At 38.0% G+C, this 14,964-nt stretch carries 18 protein-coding genes; all 18 read right to left on the bottom strand.

Going from position 1 to position 14,964, the window contains the following annotated elements; all coding sequences use genetic code 11:
* Positions 1-120: 120 nt before the first annotated feature.
* Positions 121-2,196, bottom strand: a complete 2,076-nt coding sequence (topA, locus tag ACNSTQ_RS04935; protein ID WP_418198732.1) for a type I DNA topoisomerase — start codon at positions 2,194-2,196, stop codon at positions 121-123.
* Positions 2,197-2,315: 119 nt separating this feature from the next.
* Positions 2,316-3,191 (bottom strand): DNA-processing protein DprA, encoded by an 876-nt coding sequence (dprA, locus tag ACNSTQ_RS04930; protein WP_418198731.1) that lies wholly within the window; start codon positions 3,189-3,191, stop codon positions 2,316-2,318.
* A gap of 75 nt (positions 3,192-3,266) precedes the next feature.
* The gene (gene sucD / locus ACNSTQ_RS04925) at positions 3,267-4,175 is read right to left on the bottom strand and encodes a succinate--CoA ligase subunit alpha (protein WP_418198730.1); all 909 of its coding nucleotides are present in this window, start codon (positions 4,173-4,175) and stop codon (positions 3,267-3,269) included.
* An 18-nt stretch (positions 4,176-4,193) separates the two neighbouring features.
* Positions 4,194-5,354 (bottom strand): ADP-forming succinate--CoA ligase subunit beta, encoded by a 1,161-nt coding sequence (gene sucC / locus ACNSTQ_RS04920; RefSeq protein WP_275117607.1) that lies wholly within the window; start codon positions 5,352-5,354, stop codon positions 4,194-4,196.
* A gap of 168 nt (positions 5,355-5,522) precedes the next feature.
* Positions 5,523-5,822 carry a hypothetical protein gene (locus ACNSTQ_RS04915; RefSeq protein ID WP_418198729.1) on the bottom strand — a complete coding sequence of 100 codons (300 nt, stop codon included), beginning with the start codon at positions 5,820-5,822 and terminating at the stop codon, positions 5,523-5,525.
* On the bottom strand, positions 5,822-6,007 hold the full coding sequence (locus tag ACNSTQ_RS04910) for a small, acid-soluble spore protein, alpha/beta type (RefSeq protein WP_418198728.1): 186 nt from the start codon (positions 6,005-6,007) through the stop codon (positions 5,822-5,824). The genes ACNSTQ_RS04915 and ACNSTQ_RS04910 overlap by 1 nt, the downstream gene beginning before the upstream one ends.
* Positions 6,008-6,077: 70 nt before the next feature.
* Positions 6,078-6,380: an EscU/YscU/HrcU family type III secretion system export apparatus switch protein gene (locus tag ACNSTQ_RS04905; RefSeq protein ID WP_418198727.1), complete on the bottom strand. Its 303-nt coding sequence runs from the start codon at positions 6,378-6,380 to the stop codon at positions 6,078-6,080.
* Positions 6,377-8,146: a hypothetical protein gene (locus ACNSTQ_RS04900; protein ID WP_418198726.1), complete on the bottom strand. Its 1,770-nt coding sequence runs from the start codon at positions 8,144-8,146 to the stop codon at positions 6,377-6,379. Before ACNSTQ_RS04900 ends, ACNSTQ_RS04905 begins: the two co-directional genes overlap by 4 nt.
* Before the next feature lie 25 nt (positions 8,147-8,171).
* Positions 8,172-8,951: a ribonuclease HII gene (locus ACNSTQ_RS04895; RefSeq protein WP_418198725.1), complete on the bottom strand. Its 780-nt coding sequence runs from the start codon at positions 8,949-8,951 to the stop codon at positions 8,172-8,174.
* Positions 8,952-9,205: 254 nt separating this feature from the next.
* Positions 9,206-10,060, bottom strand: coding sequence for a ribosome biogenesis GTPase YlqF (ylqF, locus tag ACNSTQ_RS04890; RefSeq protein ID WP_418198724.1), 855 nt, complete (start codon positions 10,058-10,060; stop codon positions 9,206-9,208).
* An 8-nt stretch (positions 10,061-10,068) separates the two neighbouring features.
* A complete protein-coding gene (gene lepB, locus ACNSTQ_RS04885) occupies positions 10,069-10,620 on the bottom strand; it encodes a signal peptidase I (RefSeq protein WP_418198723.1) in 552 nt (183 codons plus the stop codon).
* Between the two features lie 125 nt (positions 10,621-10,745).
* On the bottom strand, positions 10,746-11,090 hold the full coding sequence (gene rplS / locus ACNSTQ_RS04880) for a 50S ribosomal protein L19 (protein WP_275117615.1): 345 nt from the start codon (positions 11,088-11,090) through the stop codon (positions 10,746-10,748).
* Between the two features lie 151 nt (positions 11,091-11,241).
* Positions 11,242-11,922 (bottom strand): tRNA (guanosine(37)-N1)-methyltransferase TrmD, encoded by a 681-nt coding sequence (trmD, locus tag ACNSTQ_RS04875; RefSeq protein ID WP_418198722.1) that lies wholly within the window; start codon positions 11,920-11,922, stop codon positions 11,242-11,244.
* Positions 11,923-12,441, bottom strand: a complete 519-nt coding sequence (gene rimM, locus ACNSTQ_RS04870; RefSeq protein WP_418198721.1) for a ribosome maturation factor RimM — start codon at positions 12,439-12,441, stop codon at positions 11,923-11,925. It abuts the gene before it with no gap.
* Positions 12,442-12,448: 7 nt separating this feature from the next.
* Complete coding sequence (locus ACNSTQ_RS04865; protein ID WP_418198720.1) at positions 12,449-12,847, bottom strand: YlqD family protein; 399 nt, start codon at positions 12,845-12,847, stop codon at positions 12,449-12,451.
* A 95-nt stretch (positions 12,848-12,942) separates the two neighbouring features.
* Positions 12,943-13,185, bottom strand: coding sequence for a KH domain-containing protein (locus tag ACNSTQ_RS04860; protein WP_216828097.1), 243 nt, complete (start codon positions 13,183-13,185; stop codon positions 12,943-12,945).
* A 69-nt stretch (positions 13,186-13,254) separates the two neighbouring features.
* Positions 13,255-13,527 (bottom strand): 30S ribosomal protein S16, encoded by a 273-nt coding sequence (gene rpsP, locus ACNSTQ_RS04855; protein ID WP_216828013.1) that lies wholly within the window; start codon positions 13,525-13,527, stop codon positions 13,255-13,257.
* A gap of 89 nt (positions 13,528-13,616) precedes the next feature.
* The gene (gene ffh / locus ACNSTQ_RS04850; protein ID WP_418198719.1) at positions 13,617-14,963 is read right to left on the bottom strand and encodes a signal recognition particle protein; all 1,347 of its coding nucleotides are present in this window, start codon (positions 14,961-14,963) and stop codon (positions 13,617-13,619) included.
* Position 14,964: the final 1 nt, after the last annotated feature.

Raw genomic sequence — 14,964 nt, 5'->3', positions numbered from 1 at the left:
ACGATATATTGCCTTAAGTATAGGCTCGAGTCACCCTGTTCATACCATCGGTTTTTATGTTTAAAGAAGTCAGACCTCTAATATAATATACTAACACTTCATTTCTTTCAATTCATTTCACTAATTTGTCTCTTCTTTATAATCACACGATGTACATTGCACTTGTATACCTTTTTTCATTTTCTTTTCAACAAGCATGTGCTCACATTTCGGGCACTTTCTTGCAATTGGTTTATCCCAAGAAACAAATTCACATTCTGGGAAACGGTCGCATCCGTAAAATATTCTTCGCTTTTTACTTTTACGTTCTACAATATTTCCTTCATGACAAGTTGGACACTTCACACCTATATCTTTTACGATCGCTTTTGTATTACGGCAATCTGGGAAGTTTGAACAGGCCATAAACTTTCCGAAGCGACCCATTTTATAAACCATTTCATGTCCACACTTATCACAGTCTTCTCCAGCTGGTTCGTCTTTAATCTCAACTTCTTTCATTTCTTCTTCCGCATGCTTAACTTGCTTTTCAAACCCATTATAAAAACCATCTATGACACGGATCCAATTTTCTTTCCCATCCTCAATTGCATCAAGATCATTTTCCATCTTGGCTGTAAAGTCTACATTCAAGATGTCAGGGAAAAATTCATGAATTAATTCAATTACGATTTCACCTAGCTCAGTTGGTACAAAGCGCTTTTCTTCAAGAGCCACATACCCTCTACGTTGAATGGTATCGAGGGTTGGGGCAAATGTGGATGGCCTGCCTATCCCTAGTTCTTCTAGTGTTTTAACTAGCCTAGCTTCTGAATACCTAGGTGGTGGTTGTGTAAAATGTTGGTTAGGTGTGATTTCTTCTTTTTTTACGGTTTTACCTTCCTCTAAGTTGGGCAAGAATTTGTCTTCTTCATTTTTTCCATCATCATTGCCCTCAATATAAACTTTCATAAAACCGGCAAATTTTACTTTTGACCCTGTTGCTCTGAAGATCACATCTTCATTTTTTAAATCCACAGTCATCGTATCCATAATAGCCGGCGCCATCTCGCTGGCTACTAGGCGATCCCAAATGAGCTTGTAAAGGCGAAACTGATCTCGTGACAAGTAGCTTTTGACTGTTTTAGGATCTTTATATACTGAAGTCGGTCTAATTGCTTCATGGGCATCCTGTGCTTTCTTATCTTGCTTAACCGTTCTCTCACCTTGACGTGTATATTCTTTTCCGTATGTTTCTTCGATATAAGACTTTACTTCCTGCTTTGCCGTTTCCGAAATTCGAGTAGAATCGGTACGCATATATGTAATTAAACCGACCGTTCCTTCTTTTTTTCCTAGATCAATTCCTTCATATAATTGTTGGGCAAGCATCATCGTTTTCTTCGCGCGGAAATTTAATTTTCGCGCAGCCTCTTGTTGTAAGGAAGATGTTGTAAAAGGTGCCACAGGATTTCGTTTTCTTTCTTTCTTTTTTACAGAGTCAACCATAAAGCTGTTACCCTTAAGTTTTCCAAGAACATCATTTACTTGTGCTTCCGTTTTTAATTCAACTTTCTTCGATCCAATTCCATAAAATTTGGCCTCGAATTGATCGTCATTCATAGAGAACGTTGCTTGAATGCTCCAATACTCCTCTGGAATAAATGCCTTAATTTCATTTTCTCGGTCAATAATCATTTTAACAGCAACCGATTGTACTCTTCCCGCACTTAAGCCTTTTTTTACTTTCTTCCATAATATAGGGCTAATATTATATCCGACTAGACGATCGAGAATTCGCCTTGCTTGCTGCGAATCAACTAGATCCATATTAATAGATCGCGGTTCTTTAAAAGCATCTTTAATGGCTTGTTTTGTAATCTCATTAAATACAACTCGGCACTCTGAAGTCTCATCAATATCTAGACTGTGTGCTAAGTGCCAGGCTATCGCTTCACCTTCGCGATCCGGGTCAGCTGCGAGATAAATTTTCTTTACCTTTTTAGCTGCTGCTTTTAATTCCTTTAATACAGGTCCTTTTCCACGTATAGTTATATATTTAGGATTGAAGCCCTCTTCTACGTCTACTCCCATTTGACTTTTTGGTAAATCTCTTACATGTCCCATGGACGCTTTAACTGTGTATTTCTTACCTAAATATTTTCCAATCGTCTTGGCTTTTGCGGGAGATTCAACTATTACTAAGTAATCAGCCATGTTCGTTTCCTCCCCCTTTGAGGATTAATATAAATCTTCCCTATTATTAAATACATTTTTAGCATTTGTCAAACATTACTTATAAAATAATTTGAAATATAGATCAATTTTACCCAAATTTAGCAAGATAATTCAGTTAAAATATCACTAGAGTTAAGCACAAGTTTAGCCCCGTTTTGAATTAGAAAATTCGTTCCAGTTGAGCGTTCTTCTAAAATCGAACCTGGTACCGCGAAAATTTCTCTTCCTTGTTCTAACCCTTGATCAGCGGTTATTAGTGCCCCACTTTTCTCTTTTGCTTCTACGACTAATATACCTTGACTTAGACCGCTAATAATGCGATTTCTTTCTGGGAACTGCCATCTTTGTGGTTTTTGATGAGGAGGGTATTCAGAGATTAATAATTGTTCTTTGGACATAAGTTGAGCTAGATGTATATTTTTTTTCGGGTATACGTGCAAAAGACCTGAGCCGAGAACACCGATCGTTTGTCCTTTTAACTTCATCGTCAATTCATGTGCTTTCGTATCAATTCCTTCTGCAAGCCCACTCACAATCGTCCAACCTTCGTTAATGATAGGAGGCAGGAGCTTATCTATACTTTTTAATCCTATTTGTGATGGGAACCTCGTACCGACGACGGCGAGTGTATGGAATGATGTTAAGAGTTTCAGATCTCCTTTACAATAAAGTACCCATGGTGGATCATAAGTGTTTTTTAAAAGGGAAGGATATAAAAAATCAAATGGAGTAATTGGAGTGATTTGCTGGAGTGAAAGGTCTTGAATGATCTCGTCGATATTTATGTGATGAACATCAAAGTAAAAAGCATTTGCGTAGTTTTCTTTCATACGAAAATAATGAATGAGGTCAGTAGGCTTGTACTTATAAATTATTGCCAATGTAGGATCGTGTTGAATGAAAGAATCAATTGTTTTCCAACCTACACCTCTACAGTGAGTCAAGTGGATTAACCTTTTTTTCCTTACGTCCATTGGATCACCTTTATTCGATTAAATTGTATACAGAAAGAGGCTGACCATACAACCTGTGTCAACCTCTTTTGCTTATTAGTTTTTATGAGTGATACACTTTTCAAGAAGTCCTTGTTCTTTAAGAACAGAGATTAGAGTTTCACCCATAACAGATGGAGTTTCCGCTACTTTAATACCGCAACTTTCCATTGTTTTAATTTTTTCAGCAGCAGTACCTTTACCACCAGAAATAATAGCACCAGCATGCCCCATACGTTTTCCTGGAGGTGCCGTTTGCCCACCAATGAAACCAACTACAGGCTTAGTCATATTAGCTTTAACCCACTCAGCAGCTTCTTCTTCTGCAGTACCACCGATTTCACCAATCATAATAACTGCATAAGTGTCTGGGTCTTCGTTAAATAAGTTTAGTACATCGATAAAGTCTGTTCCGTTAACAGGGTCTCCACCGATACCAACAGCTGTAGATTGACCAATTCCGTTAGTTGAAAGTTGGTGAACAGCTTCATATGTTAATGTACCAGAACGAGAAACTACACCTACATGACCTTTGTTATGAATGTAACCTGGCATAATACCAATCTTACATTCTTCTGGCGTAATAACACCAGGGCAGTTTGGTCCAATTAGACGAGTTTTCTTACCTTCCATGTAACGTTTAACTTTAATCATATCGTTTACAGGAATTCCTTCAGTGATACAAATTGCTAAGTCTAACTCTGCGTTTACAGCTTCCATGATCGCATCTGCAGCAAATGCAGGTGGTACATAAATAACTGTTGCATTAGCACCTGTTGCTTTAACTGCTTGTTCCACTGTATCAAATACTGGAACACCTTCGATTTCAGTTCCACCTTTACCTGGTGTAACTCCACCTACAATGTTTGTACCATATTCAATCGCTTGTTGTGTATGGAATAACCCAGTAGCACCAGTAATCCCTTGTACAATAACTTTTGTATCTTTATTAATAAGGATACTCATTCTCCACGTCCCGCCTTTCTATTTCACTAGAGATACGATTTTTTGTGCACCATCAGCCATAGAGTCAGCTGAAGTGATGTTTAAACCAGACTCTTCAAGAATTTTCTTACCTTTATCTACGTTTGTTCCTTCAAGACGTACAACAAGTGGTAATTCTAAGCCTACTTGTTTTGTAGCTTCTACTACACCTTGTGCAATGATGTCACACTTCATAATTCCACCGAAAATGTTAACGAAAATTCCTTTAACATTTTGGTCTGAAAGGATGATCTTAAATGCTTCTGTAACTTTTTCAGCAGTAGCACCGCCCCCAACGTCAAGGAAGTTAGCAGGGTCACCATTGTAGTGCTTAATGATATCCATCGTCGCCATAGCAAGTCCAGCACCATTAACCATACAACCGATATTACCATCTAACGCGATATAGCTAAGGTCATATTTAGAAGCTTCGATTTCTTTAACATCTTCTTCGTCTAAGTCACGATATTCTAAAATATCCTTCTGACGATATAATGCATTAGAGTCAAAGTTTAATTTCGCATCAAGTGCCATTACTTTACCGTCTCCAGTAGTAACAAGCGGGTTGATTTCGGCGATTGAGCAATCTTTATCAGCAAATACTTGATATAAGCCCATCATAAATTTAACAGCTTGATTCACTAACTCTTTAGGGATATTAATATTAAATGCTAATCTTCGAGCTTGGAATCCTTGTAAGCCTACAGCAGGATCAATATACTCTTTAAAGATTTTTTCTGGAGTTGCTTCAGCAACTTCTTCAATTTCAGTTCCGCCTTCTTCAGAAGCCATCATAGCGATGCGAGAAGTTGCACGGTCTAATACAAGACCAACATAATATTCTTTTTGAATATCGCAACCTTCTTCGATAAGTAAGCGCTTTACTTCTTTACCCTCAGGACCAGTTTGATGAGTAACTAGAACTTTCCCTAAGATATCTTGTGCGTATGTACGAACCTCATCAAGATTTTTAGCAACCTTGACACCGCCAGCTTTACCACGGCCACCAGCATGGATTTGTGCTTTAACAACACAAACGCTAGAACCTAATTCTTTTGCAGCTTCTACTGCTTCTTCTACAGAAAAAGCCACTTTTCCATTTGGTACTGCCACTCCGTACTTGCGAAGAAGCTCTTTACCTTGATACTCGTGGATATTCATTCTCTCTCCATCCTCCTATCAATTGTATCCATATTAAGAGAGACTAACTAGTCTGTCCAATACAGATATTTCGTGATGAATTGTCAAATTCCTTTTTTATTTTAACATTTTTTAAAATTTTATGGAGGGGTTCCCCCTCCAAAATTTAATAAAATAGACACATTTCCTTTATTTTTCACTCTTATTCGCGTTTTTTCTTGTTTTTTTCTCTTTTTTTGGTCTCGTCCCTGTTAAGCCATCATTACCATAACTTACATTTATAGATGGATGCATGAACATAGCTCCAGGCGGAGTCATTTTTTCTTCCACTACTTCACATTCCGTAGGATCGGCAAACCCTTTATTCTCGATTGGAGCATTCTCTTCTTCGACCCAATGATCCCCTGACATTTGCGCGGGATCAATATTTTCATCCCAATAATCCAACGGCGTTTTCGGGTTAGGGTTAAATTCTCTGTCCTTCCCCATTATTCACAATCCTCTATACTATTTGTTTTCTTTGTTTGATCCAACACTTTTCTTGTCATACTTCGGCTTACTGCATCCATTTCTTGAACACTTTGATGAACTCCAAATTCCATGGCAATTTCTTCACGATAGCTCTCAAGCATTTGCTCACATTCAGGAACGACTAATAAATTCTTTTTGGGCATCGTATCACTCCTTTCATTATCTTCACATAGTATGTCCAACGTGTATTAAACCATGAGAATTTACTTAACTTTATGGCTTTTCATCATTAATCCCGCTATCGTTATTGTGGTTTTTATCGATTCGGTATATAAAAGCAAACAACTCAGCAACGACTTCAAATAATTCAGTTGGGATTGTTTCATTAATTTCTAATTGACTTAATAGTTCAACTAATGAGGGGTCCTCTTGAATGGGTATATGATGTGCCTTCGCACGTTCTATAATCTCTTCAGCAACAAAGCCTTTTCCTTTTGCTTTAACTCGAGGAGCTTCGTCTATTTTTTCATTATACGAAAGAGCGATTGCAGTTTGAGGTTTCTTTTCGTTTCTCATACTCTTACATCAACTCCTTCATAACCGTTTCTGTGCGTATACGCCTTATGAGCAGACGTATCCTTTTTAAACTGCTGTTCTGTGAATTGAATCCAATTTACAGAAGATAACGTATATTCCATTTTGGAAAGTTGCTTTTTTAATAAAGGTTGAAGTACATTTAACAACATGACTGGGCGTTCATGTTCATTGAACACTTGAACGGAGATAATCTTTTTTTGTATTTGAACATCAACTACCGTTTCTCTTAATTGCGCTAAATTTAAATAAAAAAGAATACGACAATGGTCAGGGTCAATTTTTCCATCAGCTTTTCTTTTCCCTTCCCATTGAACCGTAAGCTCGGTTAGCCATTCTCCCAATTGAAGTGGCACTTGCAATGCTGTTTGTTGAATAGGTCCCTGTTGTTCTTGTGCAATTAACTGTTGCCCTGTAATTCGATAAATAACTGATTCTACTTTATCCTTCATCGTCTTTGGGAGATGAATTTGATTGAGCTGTAATAATAAACCTTTAAGGCGTTCTCCTTGACTATTTTCATTAGCGCTATTTTGTCCTTGAAAGAATTGTAAAAGTTCTCTTTCTTGTGAGTACCCTAATCCATTAACAATTCGAATAAGCTGGTTAGCAATAGATGAACGTTCACCCTGCTGTTCGTTTTGTACAGATTGATTCCAGAGATGTGATAAAGCCTCTCTTTCTTGAGCAGATAACTGAACGAATGTACTCTGTAAATTAAAGAGGTTATTCGTTACAGTTTGCGCATTCGTGTTATTCGAAAATAATTGCAGCAGCAATTGGAATTGTTGTTGTTGTTCCGGTTTTGTTAGAGGTTGGTCTAGACGTGAATATAGTAGTTGGAACAGAGTTTTACCATCTAAAGATTCAAGTGGGATGCCTCCTGTGCCATTTTGCAATAAAAACGGCCATAACTTACTGACCGTCTGGCGGTTAGAGGGATCCATCAACTGTGCCTTAAAGTTTTCAAATAACTGATCTGTTGAAACATTTCCACCCAATATACCTGTCCTTTGTAAAAGCTGCACGGCTCCTTCTCTCAAGTCTTTTGAAACCGATTGTGACGAAGCTGAGTGTAGTAGTTGAAGTACTGGATGTTTCCCCTCATCAATTTGTGTTTCTTTCATAACAGCCTCGATTCCATTCATAAAAGATCTTAATGAAGGGTGTTCTTTTTGCATCGTTTGAAGCTGTCCCTGAAGTTCTGTAATCTGGTGTAATAATGGCCCAGGCGTACGCTCCATGGCTCGCATTGCATAAAAACTTTCTAGTGTGAGTGGCAAGTTTCTATGAAGCAATGTCGATAAAATGTGTAACCCCTCTTTATTCGTAAGCCCTGTTCGTTGTAATAATTGAGCCCCTTTTTCAAAAACTTCTTTAGTAAAAGGAATTTGTTCAGTGGCCAAATGGCGAATTAATAAATCATTAACTTTGTTAGCAGGTAAACCTAACTGTTGAAGTACTTGAGCTTGTGTTTGCTGGCCATCTCGCCTTACAGCATTATCGTCAAGAATTTTGAGCTGTGGTACCCCTTCTGCACGAACAACTTCTAACCAATATTTTTGTCCAGCAGTAAGAGGTACTTCGAGTTTTGCCGTTACAGTCATATTTCCTAATTGAAGGGATGCCAAGTGATTTGGAAAAAATTTTAGAACTCTCCCTTGAAACAGTTGACCTTGGGAAAGATGCAGTGTTTGAGGTTTTCTTATCGTTGTTTTCTGGGTTGTTTCTTGAATTATACTAAACAAAACGTACATCCTCCCTTCACATTTACTATTTTGCTATACTCTCTTTTACTGGGCTAAAACTCATACGATGCTCTTCCAGAATAATTCCGTATCTTTCTATGGCTTGCAGATGCTCTTTTGTCCCATACCCCATATGCCGCTCAAATCCGTAATCAGGGTAGGTTTCACCTAACTCCTCCATATATCGATCTCTCGTTACTTTTGCAACAACAGAACTTGCCGCGATCGATATACTTGTTGCATCACCCTTAATGATTGATGTTTGTGGAATTGGAATTGAAAGTTTCATAGCATCTATAAGCAAGTGCTGCGGTTTTACTGTTAAACCTTCTATCGCCTCTTTCATTCCTAGTTTAGTTGCTTCATAAATATTTACTTTATCAATAACAGCAGCTGAAATAATACTAGTATGGACAGAAACCGCTTCTTGCAAGATTACATTATAAAAACTCTCTCGTTTTTCTTTCGATAGCTTTTTCGAGTCAGTAAGTCCTGGTAAATAAAAGTCTTTCGGCAAAATAACTGCACAACAAACAACAGGACCTGCTAACGGACCTCGCCCCACTTCATCAATACCTGCAATCCATTCTATACCTTTGTTTCTTAGATCAACCTCATAAGAGCTCATATCTATAAACATATCACGTAGTTGCTTTTCTTTTTGCAGTTGCTTTTCATATCGATTAACTAACTTTTGTACGCCTTTTCGGTCATCTGTCTTAATCTTCGTAAAAAGTTCCTCAGAAAGCTCAGTTTCATCTTTAAAAAGTAATTGTTCAACTTGTTTAATTGTTAGTTGGCTCATAATCACGTTTCTCCTCTAATGTCTTACTTATTATATCGGTCAAATTCTTTTTTGTTTTTACTAGTACTAGCATTGTGGAAGTATTTATTTTGGTTCTATGTTGAGGTACACTGCTTCTATTGACACAAAAAAAGCGCAAGGCGCCTGGCTTATCGGCGACAAGTGCTGGAGCTAGACACCTTAGAATTTTATACTCTATAAAAAAAACGCAGGTGGTCGTATCGAAGACCAACTGCGCTGCGCGAACACTAAATTTAGAGATATTCCTTAGGCGTCTCTAAAGTAATTCTACCTAATTTTCCAGAACGTAACTCACGTAGGATGACCTCTGCTGTTTTATCGTAATCAATATATCCACCGCTTTGTAAGAACCCACGTTTTTTACCAATTTCGTCAAACAGCTGGAGTCCTTCTGGTGGGATTTCATCTAGCTTAAAACGCTCTTTTACTTGGCCTTCATAACGTTCTTTAAGATAATTGAGTACAAACAAGGCTACATCTTGAAAATCAAGTAATTCGTCTTTTATAGCACCTGTAGCTGCTAAACGAAAACCGATCGCTTGGTCCTCAAATTTAGGCCATAGTATTCCCGGTGTATCTAAAAGCTCCATTTCGTTACCTACTTTAATCCATTGTTGCTGTTTCGTTACACCTGGGCGATCTCCAGTCTTAGCAATCTTTTTAACAGCAAGGCGGTTGATTAAAGTGCTTTTGCCGACATTAGGTATACCTAAAATCATTGCACGAATCGCTCTTGGTTTCATTCCACGTGCTTTCATTTTTTCCAGTAAGGGAGTTGCAAGTTCTTTACAACTTGGGCTAATCGCCGAAACTCCTTTACCGGATTGACTATCGATGGATAGGACCTTTACATCTTGTTTTGTAAAGAAATTTTTCCATTCATCCGTTACTCTTTGATCAGCTAAATCAGCTTTGTTTAACAAAACCAATCGCGGCTTGTGAGCAACGATTTCATCTATCATTGGATTTCTTGATGACATCGGGACACGTGCATCAAGAAGCTCGATGACGACATCAATCAGCTTCAGCTTTTCCGTTACTTCTCGACGTGCTTTTGCCATATGACCTGGAAACCACTGTATCGTCACGTTAACACCTACTTTGCTATTCGAATATCTGTAAATGGCCAAAAAACAAAATTAGCCTTTCCTACTACCTCTTCATATGAGATAAATCCAATATCACGGCTGTCTAAGCTTCTTCGTCTGTTATCCCCCATAACGAAAAGATATCCATCAGGAACAACGACAGAGCTAGTCACTTCGTCTAAAGTAAAATCATATGTAAGGGTTGCACCATTAAGCTCTTGTTTTAATTCTTCTAAATAAGGCTCTTCATAAGCCATGCCGTTTATGTGAAGTGTATCATCAATAAATTCAACTGTATCGCCTGGTAAACCAATTACGCGTTTTATGTAGTCACTTTCTTCACTTGCATGAAAAACAATAATATCAAAACGATCAGGTTCTCCAATGGTATACCCTATTTTATTAACAATCATACGGTCACTATGATGCAAAGTAGGAACCATCGATTCTCCTTCAACAACGATCGGTGCAAATAAGAAATAGCGAATAAGAACAGCTAAAAGTAACGCAATTAATACTGCTTTTATCCACTCGTACGTTTCGCTTTTTCCGAAATTCATAAATCATCCTCCACAATATAAAGTTATCTATTATGAGGAATTGAGATCTTCCCTACTTTAGATCATATCACAACTAGTGTAAAAAAAGGAGCTTGATAACCAAGCCCCTTTCTTTTTTCATACAATTATCGAATTTCTTTAATACGCGCTGCTTTACCACGTAGTGCACGTAGGTAATATAGTTTGGCACGACGTACCTTACCGCGACGCTTCACTTCAATCGAATCGATTTTCGGTGAATGTAATGGGAATGTACGCTCAACACCTACGCCATAAGAAATTTTACGTACAGTAAAAGTTTCGCTGACACTTGTTCCACGGCGCTTGATTACTACACCTTCAAACACCTGAATACGCTCACGGTTACCCTCAACAACTTTAACGTGTACACGTAAAGTGTCTCCAGGACGGAACGCTGGAAGATCAGTGCGTAGTTGTTCTTTTGCGATTTCACGGATAATATTGCTCATCCTATTCCCCTCCTTCCATCCAAGATGCTCATAACAGTCTTTCTTCTGCAGCGGAACATCGTAATCACGGGCCTTAGCCACAACGAATATAATAACATATTTCTTTCTTCAGAACAAGAAGATAGAGAAAGTTTTCCTTTAAAATTATAAGCTAGTCATTTAACATGTCCGGACGGCGCTTCTTCGTCCGTTCTATTGATTGTTCGTGACGCCATTTTTTAATATTTTCATGATGACCAGATAACAAGACATCCGGTACTTTCATACCCCTAAAATCGGCAGGCCTTGTATAATGTGGATGCTCTAGTAGACCTATAGAAAACGAGTCAGTTACAGCACTCGTTTCATTCCCTAACACACCTGGCAATAACCGTGTAACACTATCCGTAATGACCATAGCACCAAGCTCGCCACCCGTTAGGACATAATCACCAATCGAAATTTCATCAGTGACGAGATGTTCACGAATACGTTCATCAAAACCTTCATAATGACCACACACTAAAATGAGGTGCTCTTCCTTTGCCAGTTCTTCAGCTTTTTTTTGTGTGTAGCGTTTACCTTGGGGACAGAGAAGAACCACTCTAGGCTTTGTCTGTTTATCTTTAACTAAATCTTCAACCGCATCGAAAATAGGTTGAGGCATTAAGACCATCCCTGCTCCACCACCATATGGATAGTCATCGACTTTTCTATGTTTATTTTCTGCGTAATTCCGAAAATCGACAACATTATAGGTAACTTGTCCTTTTTCTGCAGCATGCTTTAGAATGGAAGAACCAAATACACCAGTAAACATTTCTGGAAATAATGTCAGTATATCAACCTTCACTTAAATTAACCCCTCAAGTAATTCGATTGTAACTTTCTTTTCAGCGACATTCACTTCTTTTACGACATCATCAATGTATGGTATTAATATATCTTTTCCACCAGCCTTAGATTGTATCACCCATACATCATTTGCTCCTGGTGAAAGAACTTCTTTTATTTTGCCAAGTTCCATACCATCATTTGTGTAAACTTGACAACCGATAACTTCATGGTAATAAAATTCACCCTCATCTAATTCACCTAACGCATCTTCAGATACTTTTAAAGTGCCACCTTTAAATTTCTCAACTTGACTAATGTTCGTATATCCTTTAAATATTAATAAATCGAAGTTTTTATGCTTACGGTGAGACTCCACAATAACAGGGAGCATTTCCCTGAAGTCAGGATGTTCAATGTATAGCTCTGACCCGGGAGCATATCGCTCTTCTTCAAAATCTGTTGTTGAAATTATACGTAGTTCGCCACGAATTCCATGTGTATTCACTATTTTTCCTACTTTAAACCAATTTGTCATAATCGTTTCATCCTTTTCTTATTTCGTGAACAATGCCGTCCTTAATTATAATTTCTGCTTCTGAAAAAATATCATCCCAATTATCACCGATCTTTACTTCACAAATCGATTCAACCGTACCATCACGAAGTTCCGTTCCAATCTCCAATTTATTAAGCTGATGAACTTTAAAGTCGATACCCCTTAATTTTTCTTCACGCTGCTTAATTTCTTTTTGGAAATTACTCCTTAAAGTATGGTTTTGTTCATGACTTGTATGTTGCTTTATTTTTTTATGTAATTGAAACTTGAGTTGTTCTAGTTCTTTAACCGCTTGTTCTTTTTCGAAGTGGAGTTCATTTAACAGTTGATCTTTTCTTTTTTCGGTTAATACTTGCTTAATGGCAACTGACTTAATTACTTTCATAGTTCACCTCGTCTAATAGAAAAACACAATTTTCTCACTAGTATACCTTCTATTGTATAGAAGCTTATACAAAAATAAAAGGGCGAGGTTTCCCTCTACCCTTTTACTTCGTCAACAATATCAATGCGGACACGCTTATTTGTATTCGTAGCAGCCGCATGAACGACAGAGCGAATAGCTTTGGCTATGCGCCCTTGCTTTCCAATGACTTTGCCCATATCGTCAGGATGAACTGACAATGCAAGGTGAACAGATTGGTTGTCAGTCGTTTCTGTGACATGAACTCTTTCGGGATGGTCAACAAGAGCTTTTGCAATATGTTCAACTAACTCTTTCATTGCATTCCCTTTCGTTTCTTCAGACATAATAAAGTTGCTCAAATTTTGAACACATATTATAAATGCTGATTACTTGCTGTTTTTTTCGTTGTGTAGCTTTTCCATTAAACCAGCTTTAGAGAAAAGGTTACGAACTGTATCAGATGGCTTAGCACCTTTTAACATCCAGTCTAGAGCTTTCTCTTCTTTAATTTCTACTTTTGCTGGTTGAGTTAACGGATTGTAAGTACCGATCTCCTCAATGAAACGTCCATCACGCGGTGCGCGAGAATCTGCTACTACTACACGATAAAATGGGGCTTTTTTAGAACCCATACGTTTTAAACGAATTTTAACTGCCATTCGTTGTACACCTCCAAATAATTTAACACAATAATTTATATTATAGTAATTTTCACTAGCTTGCAACTAGGAAAAAATGAAAAACGACTTTAGAATGGGAATTTAAAAGGCATTTTCCCTTTTTTCTTCCCTTTACCCATATTCGTCATTTGCTTCATCATCTTTTTCATATCTTCAAACTGCTTTAATAGTCGGTTCACGTCTTGTATTGACGTCCCACTTCCTTTAGCAATTCTTCTGCGACGACTAGCATTAATGACACTAGGATCTTTCTTTTCTTGCTTTGTCATTGAACGGACAATCGCTTCTACACGTCCAATTTGCTTATCATCGACTTGTAGATTTTTCATACCCTTAACTTTATTCATCCCTGGCATCATACCTAGAATTTCATCTAGTGGTCCCATGCTTTTAACTTGGTCGAGCTGCTCAAGAAAATCGTCAAACGTAAAGTCCATCGTTCTCATTTTTCTTTCAAGCTCCCGCGCTTTCTCTTCATCAACGTTTGCTTGTGCTTTCTCGATTAAAGTTAAAACATCACCCATACCAAGAATTCTTGAAGCCATTCGTTCCGGGTGGAATGGTTCTAGTTGATCAACTTTTTCACCCATACCCGCAAACTTAATTGGTGTATTTGTTACTGACTTAACTGATAATGCAGCACCACCACGCGTATCCCCATCAAGCTTCGTTAAAACAACACCCGTAATGTCTAATTGTTCGTTAAAGCTTTCAGCAACATTAACTGCATCTTGGCCCGTCATTGCATCCACAACGAGGAGAATTTCATCAGGCTTAGCAATTTCTTTAACCTGTTTTAATTCATCCATCAACTCTTCGTCAATATGAAGACGACCCGCTGTATCGATGATGACATAGTCATTATGCTCTTCTTTCGCTTTCTTAATAGCTTCTTCAGCAATTTGAACTGGGCTTACTTGATCACCGAGTGAAAACACCGGCATATTAAGCTGTTTTCCGAGCGTTTCCAACTGCTTAATGGCTGCTGGACGGTAAATGTCGGCAGCTACTAGCATCGGAGTACGGTTATGTTTCTTTCGTAAGTGGTTGGCTAACTTTGCAGTGGTTGTTGTTTTACCAGCACCTTGTAAACCAACCATCATAACAACCGTCGGCGGTTTATTAGCAACTGCAATTTTACTTTGCTCTCCTCCCATTAAGGCCGTCAATTCTTCATTAACAACTTTAATAACTTGTTGACCAGGAGTTAAGCTTTGTAGTACTTCTTGTCCGACAGCACGTTCTTTTACACGTGCAATAAATTCTTTTACTACTTTAAAGTTAACGTCCGCTTCTAATAATGCAAGTCGAACTTCTCGCATCATTTCTTTTACATCAGCTTCAGATACTTTTCCTTTACCACGGATTTTCTGCATCGTACTTTGCAGTCGTTCCGCTAAACCTTCAAATGCCATT

Source organism: Alkalihalobacterium sp. APHAB7, from assembly GCF_048323755.1.
GTDB lineage: Bacteria > Bacillota > Bacilli > Bacillales > Bacillaceae_F > Alkalihalobacterium.
This window is presented reverse-complemented; position numbering and strand designations above follow the sequence as displayed.